We start from the raw sequence: 19645 nt of genomic DNA on the forward strand, positions 1-19645 counted from the left end.
AACGGTGTCGGGAAAAGACAAGTGGGGGGTGGAAGCGGGAGGCTGGAAGCTGGAAAGCCAAATTCCGGCGCCGGTGGTGGGATTGGTCCGTTGAAACGGACCCTACGGCCAAACCGGCGTCCGCCGTAGGGTCGAATTTATTCGACCGAACCCCGGCGCCGGTGGTCGGGTGGTCCGTTGAAACGGACCCTACGGCCAAACCGGCGTCCGTCGTAGGGTCGAATTTATTCGACCGAACCCCAGCGCCGGTGGTCGGGTGGTCCGTTGAAACGGACCCTACGGCCAAACCGGCGTCCGTCGTAGGGTCGAATTTATTCGACCGAACCCCGGCGCCGGTGGTGGGATTGGTCCGTTGAAACGGACCCTACGGCCAAACCGGCGTCCGTCGTAGGGTCGAATTTATTCGACCGAACCCCGGCGCCGGTGGTCGGGTGGTCCGTTGAAACGGACCCTTGGCGGAGGCTGGACTATAGTGGCCGTACTTGGAATACAGCCAGAGTATTATCAGAAATTTATTCTTCGCTTCTGCGCCCCATTACAAATACGGCAACCAGGGCCACCAAATCGACGGTTGCAATCAGACCACCCAGCCAGGGTTGCCCACTAAGCCCGAGTACAAGTGCCATCACCCCGAATAACACTGCTATGCCCAGGCCAAACTGTTGGCCTCGCTTGTCCTTATTTATCTCGCCTTGCAGGGCCGTCATGTCCATTACATGGCGGTGTTGCTGCTCTTTTTCCGCCATCATCAGAATGCGTTCGGCCGAGCCGACGAGCACTTTCTCATAGCCACTGAGTACATTCGGCGAGGGCAAAGGTCCGGAAAACACCTCGTTGCGGTATACGACCGCCTTGATCTCCGGATTCTGCAGGAGACGTTCAAGGAGTTCTGGATGTTGGAGGAGTTCCCCCTCGATTTGCTTTTCATCGAGGGGCGGAGAGGCTTCACTGGGTGGCGTCGACGGGCCGCTGTTCTGCTCTGAACTGGTCATTGTATTTCTCTATGGCATCGTTGAGATCATTACCCACAGCGACCCAATCTCCGGCCAAACGGGACAGATCCGACTCGGAAGAAACAAATCGCCGGTGATAATGCCCCCTGGGAGCTATGTCCAACACAGAACCAACAGCCCGTAACGCTCTACGCTTGTAACGCATGGTCTTTTCCTGTTGTGTTTGTGAACCTGTATGGATGATAACACACCTCATGGACTCAGGAAGCGGCCAGTTCACTGAACCGAAAAACCGGTTCCCGCTGCGCGGGAAGGCAGGCGAGCCGCCTGTGCTCCAATATTCGGCCGAAAAAAGGCCCCGTCGCGGGGCCTTGATGTCGATAAGGGAAACCGGCCTTAAAGGGGGATAGAGGCGAAGGTGGGTTCGCCGCGGGCCGATTCCAGGCGGGTGTTGAGCTCCAGTTCGGGCATGACCGGGGAGATTTCCTCGGCCTTGGGCGCGGAGCGGCCGCAGCGGTCGTCCCGGGGCGGTACGCCGAAGTTCTCCCGGTAGCACTTGCTGAAATGGGGGGTGGAAACGAAGCCACAAGCGGTGGCGATATCGATGATGGAATAGGAGGTCTGGCGCAACAGCTGGCGCGCCCGCTTGAGCCGCAGGTTCAGGTAGTAGCGGGAGGGCGAGCACTTCACATGGCGCTGGAACAGCCGCTCCACCTGGCGGCGCGACAGCCCCACGTAGTGGGACAGCTCGTCCAGGGTGATGGGCTCTTCGAGGTTGGCTTCCATCAGTGCCACCACCTCGGCCAGCTTGGGCTGGGCCGAGCCCACCAGGTGGCGCAGGGGCACGCGCTGCTCTTCCTGGCCTTCGCGGATGCGCTCGCACAGGAACATGTCGCAGATGGCGGTGCTGAGCGCGCTGGAGTGCTCTTTTTCGATCAGGTGCAGCATCATGTCCATGGGCACGGTGCCGCCGCTGCTGGTGAGGCGATCCCGGTCGATGCAGTAGAGGGCGTTGCTGGTTTCCAGCTGCGGAAAGGCTTCCTTGAAGGCGGCCATGTATTCCCAGTGCAGGGTGCAGCGGTAGCCGGTGAGCACGCCGGCATCGGCCAGCAGGTAGCTGCCGGTGCACAGGGCGCCGAGCTTGACCCGGCGGTGGGCCAGTTGCTGCAGCCAGGCGCGCAGGTTTCGGCTGCGGGCGTTGGCCACCCCTACCCCGCCGCACAGCAGCATCATGTCGATATGGCCGCAGTCGTGAATGCCGTGATCCGGGGTCACCATGATGTTGTCGCTGGCCCGCACCGGCTGGCCGGTCTCACTGAGCATCACCCACTCGTAGAGCGGCTGGCCCGAGAGCTGGTTGGCCATGCGCAGGGGCTCGATGGCGGAGGCAAGGGAGATCATGGTGAAGTTGTCTACCAGTAAAAAACCGACGCGTTGTGTTTGGCTCATTGCTCTTGCTCCTGGTCCCTGCGCGGAGGCAGTCGGGAACCCTGTCTACATAAGATGGCGATGCGATGGCGGGACTTTGCCATTTACATCCCAAATACACCCATTTAAAAAATATATAACACCCGGCCATGTCTTGGAAATCCGATGAGCCGTGATTTTTCGGCGTTCAGTCACAACTTGCGACTAAAGCATGATAATTCAGCCATGACGCATGTATCCGCGGACTCGGGTGCTGCTCGCCGGCCGAAAAAAGCCGGGCGTCACAATCCTTTCCCTCCATTACAAAGGCAATATGCGTGCCAGCTTGATTAGCTGAAAAAATGCACAAAAACTTCCGCAAGAAGGCGCATTTGAGACGGTTTCCCGGGCTGACGTGATTACCTATAAAGGGATAGTATGATTGGACGTCTGGCGAGGATCCAAATTGGGGCAAGGCTGCCCCAAAAAAGACAAGCTGAAGGGGGGCAAGCCCCCCTTGTGGTCAGGAAGCCGGCGGCACCTTCACCGGCTTAGGCTGTGGGGCGGGCAACTCCTGGTGCAGGGCGCGGAACAGGCCCCACATCATCACCATGATCACCGCCGAGAAGGGGAAGGCGGCGATGATGGAGGCGGTTTGCAGCGCCTTGAGCCCGCCCGCCATCATCAGGATGGCGGCCACGGCGGCGACCGCCAGGCTCCATATCACCCGCTGGCTGCGCGGCGGGTGCTCCTCGCCCAGCGAGAGGATGGTGGTCACCACCAGGGTGCCGGAGTCGGCGGAGGTGATGAAGTAAAGCGCGACCAGCACCGTGGCCAGCACGGCGGCCATGTAACCCATAGTGCCGCCGTCGAGCAGGCTCAGGGTGGCATACAGCGCCGAGGTCACGTTTTCGCCCACGGCGGTGGCGATGCCGACCTGGCCGATGGCCGAGACCACCTCGCCGGCGGCGTTGGTCACGGTGTGGGTCAGCTCAAGGTAGAGCGCGGTGCCGCCGAACAGGGTCAGCCACAGCATGCCGAGCAGGGTGGGCACCAGCAGTACGCCGCAGATGAACTCGCGGATGGTTCTCCCTTTGGAAATGCGGGCGATAAACATGCCGACGAAGGGCGACCAGGACATCCACCAGGCCCAGTAGAACACCGTCCACCAGGACTGCCACTGGCTGTCTTTGTTGGCGTCGGTCCAGGTGCTGAGCGGCACCACATGGGCCAGGTAGTCACCGATGCCCTGCACATAGCTCTGCAGCAGGTAACGGGTGGGGCCGTACACTAGCAGGAACAGCAGTATGGCCACGGTCAGCCAGATGTTGATCTCCGACAGCCATTTCACTCCGCGGCCGATGCCGGACAGCACCGAGGCGGTGGCGATAAGAGAAATCACCAGGATCAGCACCAGTTGGTTGGTGGTGCTGATCTCCACCCCGAACAGGTGGTTGAGGCCGGTGTTGATCTGGGCCACGCCCAGGCCGAGGGAGGTGGCCACCCCGAACACGGTGCCGAACACCGCCAGCACGTCGGCGGTATGGCCCATCCAGCCGTAGATGCGCTGGCCGATCAGCGGATAGAGGGCGGAGCGGATGGTCAGCGGCAGTCCCTTGCGGTAGGAGAAGTAGGCCAGCGCCAGCCCCACCACCACGTAGATGGCCCAGGGGTGCAGGCCCCAGTGGAAGTAGGTGATGCGCATGGCCACTTCCGCCGCTTCGGTGGTCATGCCCTGTGCGATAAAGGGATTGCTCTGGAAGTGGTAAATGGGCTCGGCGATGGACCAGAACACCAGGCCGATGCCCATGCCGGCGCTGAACAACATGGCGAACCAGGAGAACAGGCTGTATTCCGGCCTGGAATCATCGGCACCCAGGCGCAGCTGGCCGAAACGGCTGCAGGCCAGTACCACGCAGAACACCAGCATCAGCGCGACGATGGCGATGTAGTACCATTTGAAGTGGCTGAGAATACCTCCTGACAAGGTGTCGAACAGGGCGGCGGCGGAGTCCGGAAACAGGGCTCCGCCCAACACAAACAAGGTAACGATCACCATAGAGCTGATCGTTGCCGCCGGACTCATTCCTTTCAAAATTCCATCTTTGCCTAACATAGGACAAGATCTCCGTCGGGGATTGGGGGCTATTGCAACTCGATAAGCCGCGGGTCTGTCGTCCTCACGACCCTTTGCTTATTTCCTTCGGTATTGGCTGATCGTGTCCTGTTACAAGCCTTGGTCGCGACCAGCAAATACCGGCCCTTATCACAACAGCTAACGGCTGTTCAAAACTTCTTCGGTACGACACCGGGTTATCCGGGGGCGTCCCCTTCCGTCTTCTCTGTTCTGGATACGACATGATGACGCAAGGCCCCTTGCCCAGGATGCGGGGCCTGCTTAGGCTGGGGCAAAACTGCGGAGGAACCAACGATGATGATCACCGAGCTTATCGATCAGGACGATTTCAGGGCCCAGCTACAGGCCTGGGGGCTGGCGGAGGCCGGCCGGCTGTCGCTGACGGAATGCGGCCCGCTGCTGGCGGCGCAATTGGCCGGCCCGGACGGCGCCCTGTGGCGGGAACGGCTGCAAGCCCTGCTGGCCAAACGGGAACTGCTGCACCCGGAGGTGCTGGCCCTGGTGGAAGGGTGTTTGGACCATTCGGTCGACTGAAGTCGGCCCTTACAGCTGCCTCCCGTATTCGTAGGATCCACTTCAGTGGACCTTTTCACCACCGACGCCGTGGTTTGCCATGGGGCCCGTTTAACGGGCCGGCCGCCATGCCCGGTGCCTCGTACTACACTTTAGGGGCTCAACCACACAGGAGGTACCCTAATGGCCAAGTACAGCGAAGCAACCAAAGACGCCTGGGACGAACTGCAGGAAAAAAGGGCGAAACTGAAAGCGGCGAGCGACCATTACGATCGCAAGGTGCTGGAGTTCAGGGAAGACGCCTGCTCTCTGGAGGACGTCACCCGGGCTTTCGACGACAAGCAACAGGCCAGCGAGGATCACGCCGAGGCCTTCCACCGGCTGTTCAAAGCCTGATCACACGCTAACGTAAGGCACCACTATGCCTTACGTTAGCGCTTTTATCCCCCTCCAGGCCGGTTGCACCGGCGCCAGCCACTGTCACAGCCCGCCAAAAACGGATTCAGATAATACCGTTATCGTATAAACTGGAGCCGCGTTTAACCACACAGAGGTAACTGTATGACAGGGCTCAAGCAAAAGTCGCTGGCACTGGCCCTGGCCGGGGTGCTCACCACCCAGCTGGCCGCCTGCGGCACCATCTTCTATCCCGAACGCAAGGGCCAGATCAGCGGCCGCATCGATCCGGTGGTGGCCATCGCCAACGGCATCGGCCTGCTGTTCTTTATCGTGCCCGGGGTGGTGGCCTTCGCGGTCGACTTCTCCAACGGCACCATCTACCTGCCGGGCGGCAAGGCCGAGCGGCAGCAGCAGATCACGCCCGACAGCCTGAACGAGCAGCTCTACGCCGCCACCGGCACCCGTATCGACTGGCAGCAGGACGAGGTGTTGGTCGAGCCGCTGGACTCCGTCAGCGAAGCCCAGCTGCTGGTGGCCTCCCTGTCCCGCTCCGGTACCTACGCCGCGCACTGAGCGCGGCTGCGCCAATGGACCCTGGTCGGCACCACATGGGCGGCCTTGACCAGGGTTTCCCCCCGAAGCAGCAGGCTGCACAGCTCGAAGGCCGCCCCGGCCAGGGCGTCGCAATCCTGGGCCACCGCATCCACCGCAATCGGCAGGCAGTCGAGCAGTTCATGATCGTCGAAGGTACCGAGCCGGATCGGCTCGGCCAGCAAATGGTGCTCGTTGAGGTAACGCAGTACCCCTTCGAGCAGGGTAAAGGAAGCGGTAAAAAGGGCCCCGGGCAGCCGGCCCAGCTCCCGGTGCAGCTCGGCCATCATGCGGTAGCCCGATAGCGAGCGATAGTCCGCCGTCCAGATCCATTCCGGCCTGGCTTCTATCCCGGCCCGCTGCAACCCCAGCTCATAACCCGCCAGGCGGTGGCGGCTGGGCGACAGCGCCAGCTGCCCGCCCAGAAAATACACCGCCTCCTGCCCCCGGGCCATAAACTGCACCAGCTCCGCCGTGGCCCGGCAGGCGTCGGAAATCACCAGCGGCAGGCTCGACTGACCGATATGGCGGTCGAGCTGGATCACCGGCAGCCGTTCGCTCAGCTGGCGATAAGGAGCGTCGTCGGTGGCGCTGGAGGCCACGATCAGGGCATCCACCTGGCGCTGGATCAGCCCCGCCACCACCTGTTGCTCCAGCTCGGGATCGTCATCGGAGCAGGCGATCAGCAACTGCAGCCCGGCTTCCCGGCAACGGGATTCCAGGGCCTTGGCGATGCTGGCGAAGCCGAAGTTGGTAAGATCGGGGATCACCAGCCCCAGGGTGTGACTGCGGTGGGAGCCCAGGGCGCGGGCATGGAGGTTGGGCTGGTACTGGTAGCGCTTGGCCACCGCCATCACCCGTTCGCGGGTTTCGTCGGCAATGCGGTACTGGCCGGCCTTGCCGTTCATCACCAGGCTGGCGGTGGCCTTGGACACCCCGGCCAGCTCCGCCAGCCGGGCTATGGTCAGTTTCTTCTTATCCACGTGTCTAGCATCTTGTTGGCAGATGATCCCATTCTACCCGTCCTGAGATCGACCGCCAGCACCATGAACACCCGGATTCGGAAGTAACGGCCCTGGCCCCGCCTGCCAGGCGGGACCAGGGCCGTCGTCCGGCCGCTTACTCCGAGGCCGCGATCAGGCTGGCGTTGCCGCCGGCCGCCGTGGTGTCGATGCACAGGTGGCGTTCGATCACGAAGCGCTCGGGCGCGTCCTGCTCGGTGATGAGCGGCAGCAGGGCGCCGTCGCGCCGCGCCAGGGCCAGCCGGTACTGGCGCAGGGTGGCGCTGTCGGCGTGGCTTGCCACCGCCTCGAAGCCGGTAAGGGTTTCGAGGGCGGCGGGCTGCAGCAGGCCGTCCAGGCCGATGGCCGGAATAGCCGCCGCGTCGGCGCCGGCCAGCGCCGCACTCGCCCCCGGCGCCACCACCACCACGGCGTTGCCCTGGGACAGGGCGGTGCCGGCCTGCTGCATGGCCGAGGCCAGATCCGGCCCCAGACAGAGCAGGGTGCCACGGGCACAGCAGCGCAGCCGGTTGAGCTCGCCGGTGGGGCCCGGCATCTCTTCCGGGGCGGCGTCCAGCGCCGCCGGCACGGTACCGAAGATGGCCGCCAGCCGCTCGGCCCGGTGTTGGGCCTGGGCCCAGTCCTTGCCGTTCAGCCGGTCGATGGCGCTCTGCAGCTGTTCCGCGCTAAGGGTAGCGGCCGCGGCGGCCGCCACGCCCTGCGCCGACCCGGAGGCCATAAAGCGGCGCACATACTGGGGACCACCGGCCTTGGGGCCGGTGCCCGAGAGGCCTTCGCCGCCGAAGGGCTGGGAGCCGACGATGGCGCCGATCTGGTTGCGGTTGACGTAGATATTGCCGACCTTGATGCGGTTGACGATGCGCTCCACCCGCTTGTCGACCCGGGTGTGCAGGCCGAAGGTCAGGCCGAAGCCCTGGGCGTTGATCTGGTCCACCACCTGGTCGAGTTCATCCGCCTCAAAGGTGGCCACATGCAGCACGGGCCCGAAGATCTCCTCCTCCAGCTCGTGGATGCCGTCGAGCTTGATCACCGTGGGCGCCACGAAGAGCCCCTCGGCGGGCACCGGCAGTTGCTTGAGCACCCGCCCCCGGCGCGCGAATTTTTCGCAGTGCGCCTCGATGCCGCGCTTGGCGTTCTCATCGATCACCGGACCCACGTCGGTGTCGAGCTGCCAGGGGTTGCCCAGGCGCAGCTCGTCCATGGCCCCGAACAGCATCTCCAGCAGGTGCTCGGCGATGTCCTTCTGCACATAGAGCATGCGCAGGGCGGAGCAGCGCTGGCCGGCGCTCTGGAAGGAAGAGGCCAGCACGTCGCGCACCACCTGCTCCGGCAGTGCGGTGGAGTCCACTATCATGGCGTTGAGGCCGCCGGTTTCGGCCACCAGGGGCGCGTCAGGCGCCATGGACTCGGCCATCACCTTGTTGATGTGCTGGGCGGTGGCGGTGGAGCCGGTAAAGCAGACGCCATCGATGCGCGGGTCCGAGGTCAGGGCCGCGCCCACGGTGCTGCCGCTGCCGGGCAGCAGCTGGATGGCCGCGCGGGGAATGCCGGCCTCGTGCATCAGCTCGACCGCCCGGGCGGCGATCAGCGCGGTCTGGCCGGCCGGCTTGGCGATGACGGCGTTGCCCGCCGCCAGCCCCGCCAGCACCTGGCCGGCGAAGATGGCCAGGGGGAAGTTCCAGGGCGAGATACAGGCGATCACGCCCCGGCCGGTGCCGAAGTCCTGGTTGCGCTCGGCTTCGTTCGGATAGTAACGGGCGAAGTCGACGGCCTCGCGGATTTCGGCAATCGCATCCGGCAGGCTCTTGCCCGCTTCCCGGGTCGCCAGGGCGAACAGCTCGGCAGCGTGCTCCTCGAACAGGTCGGCCACGCGGCGGATGCGCGCGCTGCGCTCCGCCACCGGCAGCGCGGACCAGGCCTCGAAGCCGGTACGGGCGGCGGCGATGGCGGTGTCGATATCCTCTGCCGAGGCCTGGACCACCTGGCCCACCAGATCCGACGGCACCGCCGGGTTGCGCACTTGCTCGACCCGGGTGCTCTGCACCGGGCCCGCGATCACCGGGCCACCGCTCCACTGATGGCGCAGGAAGGGGGCGCGGGCGGCATCGATTTCCGCCACTTCCACCGGGTTGGTGAAATCCCAGCCCCGTGAGTTGCGCCGCTTGGCACCATAGAGATCGGCGGGACGGGCAATGGTCTTGCTCGACACCTGGTCGCCCATGGCCGCCACCGCATCGAAGGGATCCCGGGCGATGTCCTCGGGCTGGATGCGGGTGTCGACAATCTGGTTGACGAAGGAGCTGTTGGCGCCGTTCTCGAGCAGGCGGCGCACCAGGTAGGCCAGCAGATCCTGGTGGGCGCCCACCGGCGCGTAGATGCGACAGCGGGTGCCCTGCTTGGTGAGCACGGCGTCGTGCAGCGATTCGCCCATGCCGTGCAGGCGCTGGAATTCGAAGCAGTCGCGGCCCTGGGCCAGCTCGAGGATGGCCGACACCGAATGGGCGTTGTGGGTGGCGAACTGGGGGTAGATGCGGTCGGTCATGGCCAGCAGCTTCTTGGCGCAGGCGATGTAGGACAGATCGCTGTTGACCTTGCGGGTGAACACCGGGAAGTCCGCCAGCCCCATCACCTGGGCGCGCTTGATCTCCGCATCCCAGTAGGCGCCTTTTACCAGCCGCACCATGATGCGACGGTCGAGCTTCTCGGACAGGGCGTACAGCCAGTCGAGCACGTGGGCGGCCCGCTTGCCGAAGGCCTGCACTACGATGCCGAAGCCGTCCCAGCCCGCCAGGGCGGGATCGGACAGCACCGCTTCGATCACGTCCAGGGACAGGTCCAGCCGATCCGCTTCTTCCGCGTCGATGTTGAAGCCCATGTTGGCGGCCTTGGCCTGTTTGGCCAGCTCCAGGGTGCGGGGCACCAGCTCGTTCATCACCCGTGCTTTCTGGCCGAACTCATAGCGGGCGTGCAGCGCCGACAGCTTGACCGAAATACCCGGGTTCTGGCGAATGTCCGGGTGCCGGCAGTGGGGCGCCAGGGCGGCGATGGCGGCGGAGTAGGCCCGATGGTAGCGCAGCGCGTCGGCGTCGGTACGGGCGGCCTCGCCCAGCATGTCGTAGGAGTAGGTATAGCCGCGGGCTTCGTAGCTTTTCGCACGCTTGACCGCTTCCTCGATGTTGCGGCCCAGTACGAACTGGCGCCCCATCTCCTTCATCGCCTGACCGACGGCGGTGCGCACCACCGGCTCGCCCAGGCGCTTGACCATGCCGCGCAGGGTGTTCGCCAGCCCCTGGCGATCCACCGGCGACAGCAGCTTGCCGGTAACCAGCAGCGCCCAGGTGGAGCTGTTGATCAGCGACGAGTTGGAGCGGCCGCGGTGCTCGCCCCAGTTGCCGGATGAAATCTTGTCTTCGATCAGCTCGTCGATGGTGCTCTTGTCCGGCACCCGCAGCAGCGCCTCGGCCAGGCACATCAGCGCCACGCCTTCCTTGGTGGTGAGGCCGTACTGGGCCAGGAACTTTTCCATCATGGTCGGGGTGGAGTTGGCACGCACGTTGCGCACCAGTTCGGCCGCCCGGGCCGAGATGCGGGCGCGAACGTCGGCGGGCACCCGGGCATCGGCCGCCAGGGCCTTGACCACCTCGGCCTCGTCCGCCAGGTAATGACCACGAATCGTTTCCCGGCAAGCCGCCATCGACAGTGCTTGTTCTTTCATCCGACCTTCTCCTCGGTGTGTACGATTTTGTTGGCATCATGCTAACCGAAAGTGAATAACCGTTTTTCCTATATAACAAAAACAAACATCACAAAATCACTTTTTACTGGCATAATTTTTTAACTAATCACCATGAAAAGTGATAAAAATAGACACATTAACCACAACACCGGTTTTTTGTGGCACCGCCCGGAGCGGGATGATGGCGCACAATGCCATAAGGCCATGGGCATCTTGACTAAAAAGGAGCAAGAAAGATGAGCAATCTGGACAGGGCGGACTTGCAGATCATCCAGGAGCTGCGGGAGAACGCCCGCATCACCCTCACCGAGCTGGCCTCCCGAGTCGGCCTGTCGAAAACCCCCTGCCAGCTGCGCATGCGCCGGCTGGAAGAGCAGGGCTATATCACCGGCTACACCGCCCTGGTGGACCAGAGCAAACTGGGGCTCAGCCATATCTCCTTTGTGCAGATCACCCTGAGCGACACCAGCAGCAAGGCCCTTACCGCCTTCAACAAGGCGGCGCTCAAGATAGCCGAGGTGGAGCAGTGCCATATGATCGCCGGCGGCTTCGACTACCTGCTGAAGATACGCACCAAGGACATGGCGTCCTACCGCATGGTGCTGGGGGAAAAAATCTCCGCCCTGCCCCACGTGCTGCAGACCAGTACCTTCGTGGTGATGGAAAACGTGCGGGATATCGGCCTGTAACTCACTGTTCCGAATAGTAGGATCACTGGTAGATGGCACAGCTGCTGATACAGGAGCAGCTGGCGGTGGCCACTTGTGCTGTTCTTGGACAACGCATGGGCCAATCACTGGTGAAGTGGCTGAACACTAAAAACAGCGTGACAAGTTCACGCAACAACCACCTTGAAAATTACCGGCTTTCACTAATTGACCTACGAATAAAGTCGATAACGGCTTCCACATTACGTGGTAACAACTCCAACTTTTTCCATACGCAGCCAACGTCCATCGTTGGTAAGTTGTCAGTCAGATCTCGCCGGATGATACGTCGCCCTTCCAGTGAGAATGGCCGGTACACTAGGTCAGAAAGGATGGTCACCCCCTGTCCCAACGCAACCAAGCTGCGCACAGCCTCCAGTGAGCTGCTCTTGAAAACCACCTTGGGTTCAAGGCCGTGAGCCCCCCAATAGCGGTTCACCGTTGCCACATGTTCATCCATATCAAGCAGGATAAAATCGCTTTTCGCAATTTCTTCAAGTCCCAAAAATTCAGGATACTGCAAAGAACTATCACTATGCAGCCAGAGTCTTCTGGGCGAACGGAGCATGGTCTCATACTCAAGCTCGGCTTGGCCTTCCATATTGGAGACGAGAACAAATGCCAGATCGAATTCCTCTTCCAATAGCCCTTTTTCAATACTGGCCCTATCAAGCTCAATCATTTCGATGCACAAATTGGGGAATTGCCTAGACAGTGACGTTACCAGCATAGGGATCAAGTATGCCGATATAGTTTCTGTGACTCCAATACGCACACGTCCCGACAGGTCGTTTGGTGAATGGCTAATCTCTGCAATTGCTTCGTCCACTCCTGTCACGATGCTCTGCGCTTTGAGCACGAATCGTTCCCCAATCTCGGTTAAACGAACCCCTTTCGCATGACGATCAAAGAGCTGCGCGCCAAGGCGTTGCTCAAGATTTTTCAGTGCAATGGTCATCGAGGACTGAGAGACGTGGCACCTCAGCGCCGCCCTGGATACCTGCCCGGTTTCCGCAAGTGCCACCAGATATTCAAGCTGTCGAAGTGTAACACCACTATTCATATAGTTTTTATCAATATTTGTTGATTGATAATACATATTAGCAATACAACGTCACTCCAGCTAGCTTGATCGGTATCAGACCTAAGTTTCAGACCGGAGATCACCCATGCCAGTCAAAGAAAAACACGGCTTCTGCACCTTATGCCGTTCTAGATGCGGAACAATCAACAGGGTTTCAAATGACGACTTACTTAATGTCGTACCAGACCCTGAGCATCCAACCGGTTCAGCCATGTGCATGAAGGGACGTGCTGCACCCGAACTTGTGCATAACCCCAACAGAATCCTGTACCCAATGCGCCGCACCCGGCCAAAAACAGACACGGATCCAGGTTGGGAAAGGATTTCCTGGGAGGATGCAGTTGAAACCATTGCATCTCGGCTTACAGATATAAAAGCACAAAGCGGTGCCGAGTCTGTCGCGTTTGGTGTAACCACGCCCAGCGGTACACCTATTTCCGATAGCATTGACTGGATTGAGCGATTCGTCCGCGCCTTCCAGAGCCCCAATATTTGCTACGGCACTGAAATCTGCAACTGGCACAAGGATTATGCTCACGCCTTCACCTTCGGTTGTGGCATGCCGACGGCTGACTACGCCAACGCAGACCTGATTATGCTCTGGGGTCACAACCCTACCAGTACCTGGCTCAGCCAAGCCAACGCCATCGGCAACGGGCGCGAGAAAGGGGCTCGGATGATAGTGATCGACCCACGCAAAACAGCCCTGGCTGCCGAAGCCGACGCCTGGCTACAGGTGCGACCAGGAACCGACATAACCGTCGCCCTGGGTCTGATCCGCCTGCTGATCGAAAGTGGTGATTATGATACCCGCTTTGTTCGAGACTGGACTAACGCCCCCTTTCTGGTTCGCTGTGATGACTCCACACTGCTACGTGCTAAGGACTGCGCGTTACTCGGCAAATCCAGCCACGCGCAGACTTCCGCCAACACTTACGTCGTCTGGGACAGCGAAGCCAACCGACCAACCAGCTACGACCCTGTCAGCGATGACTCTCTTTCCCAAGCCGCACACAGTGCGCTGACGGGCCGCTATCACGTGAAGCTTCTCAGTGGTGAGCAGGTGCTTTGCGAGCCGGTTTTCGCCTTACTTGAGCGCGCCTGCGCCTACTACACCCCGGAAGTGGTTGCACATATTTCCGGTGTCGACAAGCAGCAGCTGATACGGGCAGCGAAACTGCTCACGAGCAGTAAGCGGGTGGCATACCACGCTTGGACAGGCATCGGCCAGCACGTCAACGCGACCCAAACTGAACGCGCCGTTGCCATCATCTATGCACTAACGGGCAGCTTCGATACCCGGGGCGGAAATCGTATTTATTCGCAACTACCGCTACGTTCCGTCAATGGTCAAGAGCTGATCTCCCCTGCTCAGAAACGCAAGGCGCTGGGATTAGCACAGCGGCCGCTGGGGCCTGCGTCCCAAGGCTGGGTCAAGACCTTGGACCTCTATAACGCCATCATTGACAGCCAGCCTTACAAGGTCCGAGCCTTCATCGGTTTCGGCACCAACGCCCTTGTCAGTCAGGGTGACGTGACACGGGGTATTGAAGCACTGAAAAGCCTGGAGTTTCACGTTCATTGTGACCTATTCGAGACACCATCCGCCAAGTTTGCGGATATTATCCTGCCGGTGAATACGCCGTGGGAGCGCGAAGCACTGCGTGCAGGCTTCGAGATTAATGAAGAGGCGGTGGAACATATTCAACTGAGACAGCAGATGATCTCGCCACGAGGAGAATCCAAATCCGATACCGAGATCGTGTTCGCTTTGGCCGAAAAACTCGGAATGGACGAGCTGTTTTTCAACGGTAGTGTCGAAGCCGGCTGGAATTGGATGCTGCAGCCGATTGGACTGACAGTCGATCAGTTACGCCAGCATCCGGCAGGAATACACCACAAACTAACCCAGAGAACCCGAAAATATGCCGAGATAACAGACGGCAAGATTCGTGGCTTCAATACGCCGACAGGACGCGTTGAGCTGTATTCGGAAACACTGCTGCGCAACGGTTACGCCCCCCTGCCCTCGGATGATCGGCAAGGTCCCGCTACAGACAGCCGGTATCCCTACTCTCTAACTTCGGTGAAAAACGGCTATTTTTGCCACAGCCAGCACCGATCCTTAGTGTCTCTGAGAAAACGCTCTCCGCTACCAGTCGTCCAAATAAGTCAGACGCTCGCCGACCGAAAAGGCATTCAGGAAGGTGACTGGGTCCAAATCGAAACGACTGAGGGACACGCCCGGTTCAGTGCCATCCTCAGCCCGGATCTCGACAGCCATGTTGTCATCGCCGAATTCGGCTGGTGGCAGGCATGTGCAGAATTAGGTCGTAATGCATCTTCAATCGTCGGTGCGGGTAACAGCAACTACAACAATCTGATCAGTGCCCGCTCTTCAGACCCAATCAGTGGTTCCGTGCCGATGCGAGCCTTTCCCTGTGACGTATTTCTTGACCCCGAGCAGGATCTCAAACGGCGCACCTGGAAGGGATTGCGCCCCTTTAAGGTAAGCACCATTAGGCCAGAATCGGATGGGGTCGTCGCCATAGAGCTGGTAACTCCCGACGGCTCTTTGCTGCCAAACTACCTGCCAGGTCAACATATCACCCTATGCATCAACAAAGGCAGCACCGAGCATGAACTAACTCGCGCCTACTCCCTGACGGGACCGGCTCAGCTGCAAGAGAGAACAACGTACAGCATCGCAGTACGCCACCAGCGGGGCTTCGACGAGCACGGTAACGCCGTCGAAGGCCGCATGTCCAGCTACCTCAACACACTCCTTAAACCCGGGCAAGAAGTACATCTCGGTGCACCCGGGGGTAACTTCGTTCTGCCTATTTCACTGCCGCAGCCGGTAGTGATCTTCGCTGGAGGTATCGGCATTACACCTTTTATCAGCTATCTGGAATCTCTCGTAGGTGCTGACAACATGCCCGAGGTATGGCTGCACTACTCGAACCGCAACAGCACCACCCATGCATTCGCGCAACGTTTGGAACAACTAAAACGGCAACTGCCACGACTCAATGTCATCAACTATTACAACAAACCTCTGACTGGCGATACCAAAGGTACCGATTATGACTCCGATATTCTTGTGTCTGCAGCCGTTGTGCCCGATTCCCTGATCAGCCGCCGAGCCCGCTTCTACCTGTGTGGACCAAGCCCCATGATGAAAGTCATCACCGAACAACTGATCGAAAAGGGCGTGCCCTCCTTCGATATCTTCAGCGAGGTATTTCGATCCCCCGTGACTCTCGCCCCTGAAGGTACCCAGCAATACCGAATTTCCTTCATACGTTCCAACCAACAGGACCTGAACTGGACACCCTCGTCTGGCCCAATACTCACTTTCGCGGAGAAACAACACCTCAAGCTGCCAAGTGGCTGTAGGGTAGGTCAATGCGAGAGCTGCGCCGTGCGTATCCTGTCCGGCAAGGTCTATCACCTCAACGGCCAAGAGCCAGAAGATCCCAGCGTCTGTCTGACCTGTCAGGCAGTGCCTGTCAGTGATCTGAAGCTGGATATATAGAAAGGAGAGAACCAAGCATGAAAATATTCAGTTGTGATGAAACGCGAACCGCGCTGCCTTTTTCCCGTCTGATTCCAGCATTGGAAAACATGTTCAACAGCGACTGTAGCGTACCGCAGCGGCACATTCACGCCGTCGGAACGAACGAAAACCCGCTAACAACCCTGATAATGCCAGCGTGGAGCGAAGCAGGACTCATGGGTATCAAAACGGTCAACATTGCCCCCAACAATGCAAAAAAATCTCTGCCCGGTCTTTTCTCGACCTATACACTGTACGATATGGCCACCGGTGAGCCCGTCGCACTGGTCGACGGAAACGAAATTACCTCAAGAAGAACAGCTGCCGCCTCAGCATTAGCGGCGTCTTTTCTCGCACGCCCCAATTCATCAAAACTCACGCTGCTCGGAGCGGGAAGGGTTGGCGGCCTCATTCCCTACGCTTACCGCGAAGTCCTACCCATTGATGAGGTGCTGGTCTGGGATGTCAATCCCTTAGCGACTGAGCGCCTGATCGCACAACTCAATCAGGATGGTATAGCCGCGCGTGCCGCCACGGATCTGGCACAGGCCGTTGGCTGGGCCGATGTTGTCAGCTGCGCAACCCTATCGACAGAGCCTCTGGTAAAAGGCGACTGGCTCAAGCCCGGCAGCCACCTCGATTTGATTGGGAGCTTCACACCCGAGATGCGTGAAGCGGATAACAGCGCCATCATCAACGCCAGCCTTTTTATTGATACACCCGAGGCACTAGAAAAATCCGGCGATTTGCTTCAACCCCTGTCGACTGGTGCCCTGGATCCGCGCTCTGTCATCGGCACCCTCGAAGACCTTTGCCGGCGAAAGTGCCGGATACGTCAATCGGATAGGGAACACACAGTATTCAAAGCGGTTGGAACCGCGCTCGAAGACTTGGCGGCGGCATCGCTCGTCTATCAGGGTTAAGAGGCTTACAGGAGAGTAAAAATGTTAAACAAAACGATGGCTACAACCGAAAGAAAATCATTCTTTGGCCATTTCACCAATGTTTGCACTCGCATCTTCGACCGGTACCTTCCTGACCCTCTAGTTATCGTGGTGCTCATCACCATCGCGATAATGGCCACTGGTATCATACTCAAAGGGCATACACCAACAGCAATGCTCAATTACTGGATGGATGGCTTTTGGACGCTGCATACCTTTGCAATGCAAATGGTCCTGATACTGGTGGCCGGCTTCGTCGTCGCCACCACGCCGCTGTTCAAACATTTGGTATCCCGCGTTGCTTGCGCCGCAAAGACACCTGGAAGTGCCATTGTCCTCGTGACACTGGTTTCTCTCGCCGCCAGCTGGCTGAACTGGGGAATAGGGCTGGTCGTCGGCGCGGTACTCGCCAAGGAGCTGGCCAAACGTATCGCCGGCGTTGACTACCGGTTGCTGATCTCCAGCGCCTATTCCGGATTTCTTATCTGGCACGCGGGCCTCTCCGGCTCGGTACCGCTGACGCTGGCGACACCCGGCAACTTTCTTGAGGAGAGCGTCGGTCTTATTCCGACAAACCTCACACTATTCAGCGCCTTCAATATCACATTGGTCGTCACAATGTTCATCGTCCTGCCGCTGACAAACTATCTGCTTATGAAAAGCATCGACAAGCCTTTCACCTTGACCGCCAACACCGATGAGCCAAAACACTGCAAAGCCAAAATCACCCGACCTGCCGAACATATCGAGCAGGCACTCTGGCCAGCGCTGCTAATCGCCATTATGGGTTTTGCGGGTATCACCACCTATGCCGTGCAGGGCGGTGGCCTGAATCTGAACATCATCATCTTTGCACTGCTCTTTGCCGGCATCGGCCTGCACAAAAGCCTGCGCAACTTTCTGGATCAGATGAACGAAGCAGTGAAAGGTGCAAGCGGGGTCATCATCCAGTTTCCTTTCTATGCTGGTGTCATGGGTATGATGAGCCAGTCAGGACTGGCAAGCGACTTCGCGCAGCTGTTTGTCGATATATCGAGTGCGGATACTCTGCCGGTATGGAGCTTCCTGTCTGCCGGCATCATCAATATGTTCATTCCATCCGGCGGTGGCCAATGGGCCGTACAGGGCCCTATCCTAATGGAAGCAGCCCAGGCACTAAACGCCGATGTTCCAAAAGTGGCCATGGCGTTTGCCTGGGGCGACAGTTGGACGAACATGCTGCAGCCGTTTTGGGCCCTGCCCGCATTAGCCATTGCTGGCCTGAAAGCGAGGGATATCATGGGATATTGCGCGATCGTGATGCTAGTGACCGGCGCAATCATCGGTCTAGCACTGCTGCTGGGCTGACGGCACTCTGCACGATGCTCCGCAGGTCTTGGCGGGGCATCGGCCATCCCCCTTCGTTATTGCTTTGGCTATTCACCCCGTCACGAGCGCAACACCGGCTCCAGCGGCCAGTAGCAGAAGCGGACTTCTCCCGCGCCGCCCCAGCGGATTTCGGGGTTGGCCCCCGGGAAATAACGGGCCGACATCGTCGCTTCCCCGCCGTTGATAAAGAGCTCGATGCTGGAGCTGTCGAGCAGCAGCCGCAGCGCCGTCACCGGTCCGCGCCAGCGCCGGCTTTCCCATTCGCCGCTGCGCCAGTTCAGCCGCCTGAGCTCAAGGCCGCCGGCATTGAGCTCCAGCACCGCCGCCTGCCCCAGGTAGAGCCGCACCTCGCCGCTGATGCCGAGTTCCAGTTCGGCCCGGCCGCCCTGCAGCCGGGGCGCCTGCACCGCCAGCCCCTGCCAGTCCAGCTTCTCGCCGCGCAGGGCGGCCAGCTCAGGTACCGGGTTCTGGTACAGCTTTCCCTCACGCCAGCTTAACACCCGCGGGCAACTGAGCTGGTTCATCCAGCCGTATTCCCGGCTGGGCTGGGTGGCTTCGTTGTCGTCGGGCAGGCCAAGCCAGCCGATCAGCAGGCGCCGGCCCTGGTCGTCCAGGGTGGTTTGCGGGGCATAGAATTCGAAGCCCAGATCCAGCTCATGGAAATCGCCGTGGGCCAGGCGCCCGCTGTGCCAGTCCAGCTCGCCGGCCAGCCAGCCGCACTGGTACAGGTTCTGGTAGCGCTCGGCCTCGGCCGGCAGGCCCTGGGGGCAGCAGATCAGCACCTGGCGGCCACCGAGTTCGAACAGATCCGGGCATTCCCACATATAGCCGAACTCGCCGATATTCCCCTCGCCACTGCCGGCCAGTACCCCGGTTTGCTGCCAGTGGTGCAGATTTGGGCTCTGGTAGAGCAGCACCTTGCCCTGGCCGTCTTCGCTCTGGGCCGCCAGCACCATCCACCAGCGCCCGTCGTGCCACCATACCTTGGGGTCCCGCACATGGCCGGTATAGCCCTCTGGCAACTCCAGCACCGGGCCCAGCTTCTCGAACTCGCCGAATTCCCGCTCCACCGCCAGGCACTGGAAGGCGGTGCGCCGTTCCCGGTCGTATTTGACGTTGCCGGTGTAGATCAGGGTCAGCTCGCCGTTGTTGTCCACCGCCGAGCCGGAGTAGCAGCCGTTGCGCTCGTAGTCCTCGGTGGGCGCCAGGGCCAGGCCCAGGTGCC

General features: G+C 60.4%; 14 protein-coding genes. 7 read left to right on the forward strand and 7 right to left on the reverse strand.

Features of this window, described 5'->3' with window-relative positions:
* Positions 1 to 512: 512 nt before the first annotated feature.
* The 3 genes from JKV55_RS09945 to JKV55_RS09955 form a co-directional block, all read right to left on the reverse strand.
* Positions 513 to 992, reverse strand: a complete 480-nt coding sequence (locus JKV55_RS09945; RefSeq protein WP_202084775.1) for a DUF2335 domain-containing protein — start codon at positions 990 to 992, stop codon at positions 513 to 515.
* Positions 993 to 1349: 357 nt separating this feature from the next.
* The gene (gene gbdR, locus JKV55_RS09950) at positions 1350 to 2402 is read right to left on the reverse strand and encodes a choline metabolism transcriptional regulator GbdR (RefSeq protein ID WP_202084776.1); all 1053 of its coding nucleotides are present in this window, start codon (positions 2400 to 2402) and stop codon (positions 1350 to 1352) included.
* Between the two features lie 481 nt (positions 2403 to 2883).
* Entirely contained in the window at positions 2884 to 4476 is a 1593-nt protein-coding gene (locus JKV55_RS09955) for a BCCT family transporter (RefSeq protein WP_369409638.1), read from the reverse strand.
* A 315-nt stretch (positions 4477 to 4791) separates the two neighbouring features.
* On the opposite strand from JKV55_RS09955, the gene JKV55_RS09960 reads away from it, so the two are divergent.
* From JKV55_RS09960 to JKV55_RS09970, 3 genes are all read left to right on the forward strand, one after another.
* Positions 4792 to 5031: a hypothetical protein gene (locus JKV55_RS09960; RefSeq protein WP_202084780.1), complete on the forward strand. Its 240-nt coding sequence runs from the start codon at positions 4792 to 4794 to the stop codon at positions 5029 to 5031.
* Between the two features lie 162 nt (positions 5032 to 5193).
* Positions 5194 to 5406 carry a hypothetical protein gene (locus tag JKV55_RS09965; protein ID WP_202084782.1) on the forward strand — a complete coding sequence of 71 codons (213 nt, stop codon included), beginning with the start codon at positions 5194 to 5196 and terminating at the stop codon, positions 5404 to 5406.
* A gap of 165 nt (positions 5407 to 5571) precedes the next feature.
* Positions 5572 to 5982, forward strand: a complete 411-nt coding sequence (locus JKV55_RS09970; protein WP_237332801.1) for a hypothetical protein — start codon at positions 5572 to 5574, stop codon at positions 5980 to 5982.
* Here JKV55_RS09970 and JKV55_RS09975 read toward each other — a convergent pair.
* Both JKV55_RS09975 and putA read right to left on the reverse strand, forming a co-directional pair.
* Positions 5967 to 6983, reverse strand: a complete 1017-nt coding sequence (locus JKV55_RS09975) for a LacI family DNA-binding transcriptional regulator (RefSeq protein ID WP_369409639.1) — start codon at positions 6981 to 6983, stop codon at positions 5967 to 5969. The two genes, JKV55_RS09970 and JKV55_RS09975, sit on opposite strands and share 16 nt — an antisense overlap.
* Positions 6984 to 7119: 136 nt before the next feature.
* Complete coding sequence (putA, locus tag JKV55_RS09980; protein ID WP_202084784.1) at positions 7120 to 10737, reverse strand: bifunctional proline dehydrogenase/L-glutamate gamma-semialdehyde dehydrogenase PutA; 3618 nt, start codon at positions 10735 to 10737, stop codon at positions 7120 to 7122.
* A gap of 257 nt (positions 10738 to 10994) precedes the next feature.
* On the opposite strand from putA, the gene JKV55_RS09985 reads away from it, so the two are divergent.
* Positions 10995 to 11447, forward strand: a complete 453-nt coding sequence (locus JKV55_RS09985) for an Lrp/AsnC family transcriptional regulator (protein ID WP_202084786.1) — start codon at positions 10995 to 10997, stop codon at positions 11445 to 11447.
* A 169-nt stretch (positions 11448 to 11616) separates the two neighbouring features.
* Here the strand turns inward: JKV55_RS09985 and JKV55_RS09990 are convergent, their stop codons facing one another.
* A complete protein-coding gene (locus tag JKV55_RS09990) occupies positions 11617 to 12564 on the reverse strand; it encodes a LysR family transcriptional regulator (RefSeq protein WP_202084788.1) in 948 nt (315 codons plus the stop codon).
* A gap of 70 nt (positions 12565 to 12634) precedes the next feature.
* On the opposite strand from JKV55_RS09990, the gene JKV55_RS09995 reads away from it, so the two are divergent.
* From JKV55_RS09995 to JKV55_RS10005, 3 genes are read left to right on the forward strand one after another with little or no spacing between them, the layout of a single operon-like run.
* Positions 12635 to 16087, forward strand: coding sequence for a molybdopterin-dependent oxidoreductase (locus JKV55_RS09995; protein ID WP_202084789.1), 3453 nt, complete (start codon positions 12635 to 12637; stop codon positions 16085 to 16087).
* A 17-nt stretch (positions 16088 to 16104) separates the two neighbouring features.
* Positions 16105 to 17031, forward strand: a complete 927-nt coding sequence (lhpI, locus tag JKV55_RS10000; RefSeq protein WP_202084791.1) for a bifunctional Delta(1)-pyrroline-2-carboxylate/Delta(1)-piperideine-2-carboxylate reductase — start codon at positions 16105 to 16107, stop codon at positions 17029 to 17031.
* Positions 17032 to 17052: 21 nt separating this feature from the next.
* Positions 17053 to 18399 carry a short-chain fatty acid transporter gene (locus JKV55_RS10005; RefSeq protein WP_202084793.1) on the forward strand — a complete coding sequence of 449 codons (1347 nt, stop codon included), beginning with the start codon at positions 17053 to 17055 and terminating at the stop codon, positions 18397 to 18399.
* 80 nt (positions 18400 to 18479) lie between these two features.
* On the opposite strand, the gene JKV55_RS10010 is transcribed toward JKV55_RS10005, so the two are convergent.
* Positions 18480 to 19645, reverse strand: a 1166-nt coding sequence (locus tag JKV55_RS10010; RefSeq protein WP_202084795.1) for a glycoside hydrolase family 32 protein, incomplete at its 5' end; no start/stop codon positions are given.

It is taken from the genome of Zobellella iuensis, assembly GCF_016746085.1.
Taxonomy (GTDB): Bacteria; Pseudomonadota; Gammaproteobacteria; order Enterobacterales; family Aeromonadaceae; genus Oceanimonas; species Oceanimonas iuensis.

Bases quoted from the DNA above. Each gene is read 5' to 3' on its own strand.
- JKV55_RS09990 (WP_202084788.1), bottom strand. From the start codon at position 12,564: ATGTATTATCAATCAACAAATATTGATAAAAACTATATGAATAGTGGT.
- JKV55_RS09970 (WP_237332801.1), top strand. From the start codon at position 5,572: ATGACAGGGCTCAAGCAAAAGTCGCTGGCACTGGCCCTGGCCGGGGTG.
- putA (WP_202084784.1), bottom strand. From the start codon at position 10,737: ATGAAAGAACAAGCACTGTCGATGGCGGCTTGCCGGGAAACGATTCGT.
- lhpI (WP_202084791.1), top strand. From the start codon at position 16,105: ATGAAAATATTCAGTTGTGATGAAACGCGAACCGCGCTGCCTTTTTCC.
- JKV55_RS10005 (WP_202084793.1), top strand. From the start codon at position 17,053: ATGTTAAACAAAACGATGGCTACAACCGAAAGAAAATCATTCTTTGGC.
- JKV55_RS09960 (WP_202084780.1), top strand. From the start codon at position 4,792: ATGATGATCACCGAGCTTATCGATCAGGACGATTTCAGGGCCCAGCTA.
- JKV55_RS09985 (WP_202084786.1), top strand. From the start codon at position 10,995: ATGAGCAATCTGGACAGGGCGGACTTGCAGATCATCCAGGAGCTGCGG.
- JKV55_RS09965 (WP_202084782.1), top strand. From the start codon at position 5,194: ATGGCCAAGTACAGCGAAGCAACCAAAGACGCCTGGGACGAACTGCAG.
- JKV55_RS09955 (WP_369409638.1), bottom strand. From the start codon at position 4,476: ATGTTAGGCAAAGATGGAATTTTGAAAGGAATGAGTCCGGCGGCAACG.
- JKV55_RS09995 (WP_202084789.1), top strand. From the start codon at position 12,635: ATGCCAGTCAAAGAAAAACACGGCTTCTGCACCTTATGCCGTTCTAGA.
- JKV55_RS09945 (WP_202084775.1), bottom strand. From the start codon at position 992: ATGACCAGTTCAGAGCAGAACAGCGGCCCGTCGACGCCACCCAGTGAA.
- gbdR (WP_202084776.1), bottom strand. From the start codon at position 2,402: ATGAGCCAAACACAACGCGTCGGTTTTTTACTGGTAGACAACTTCACC.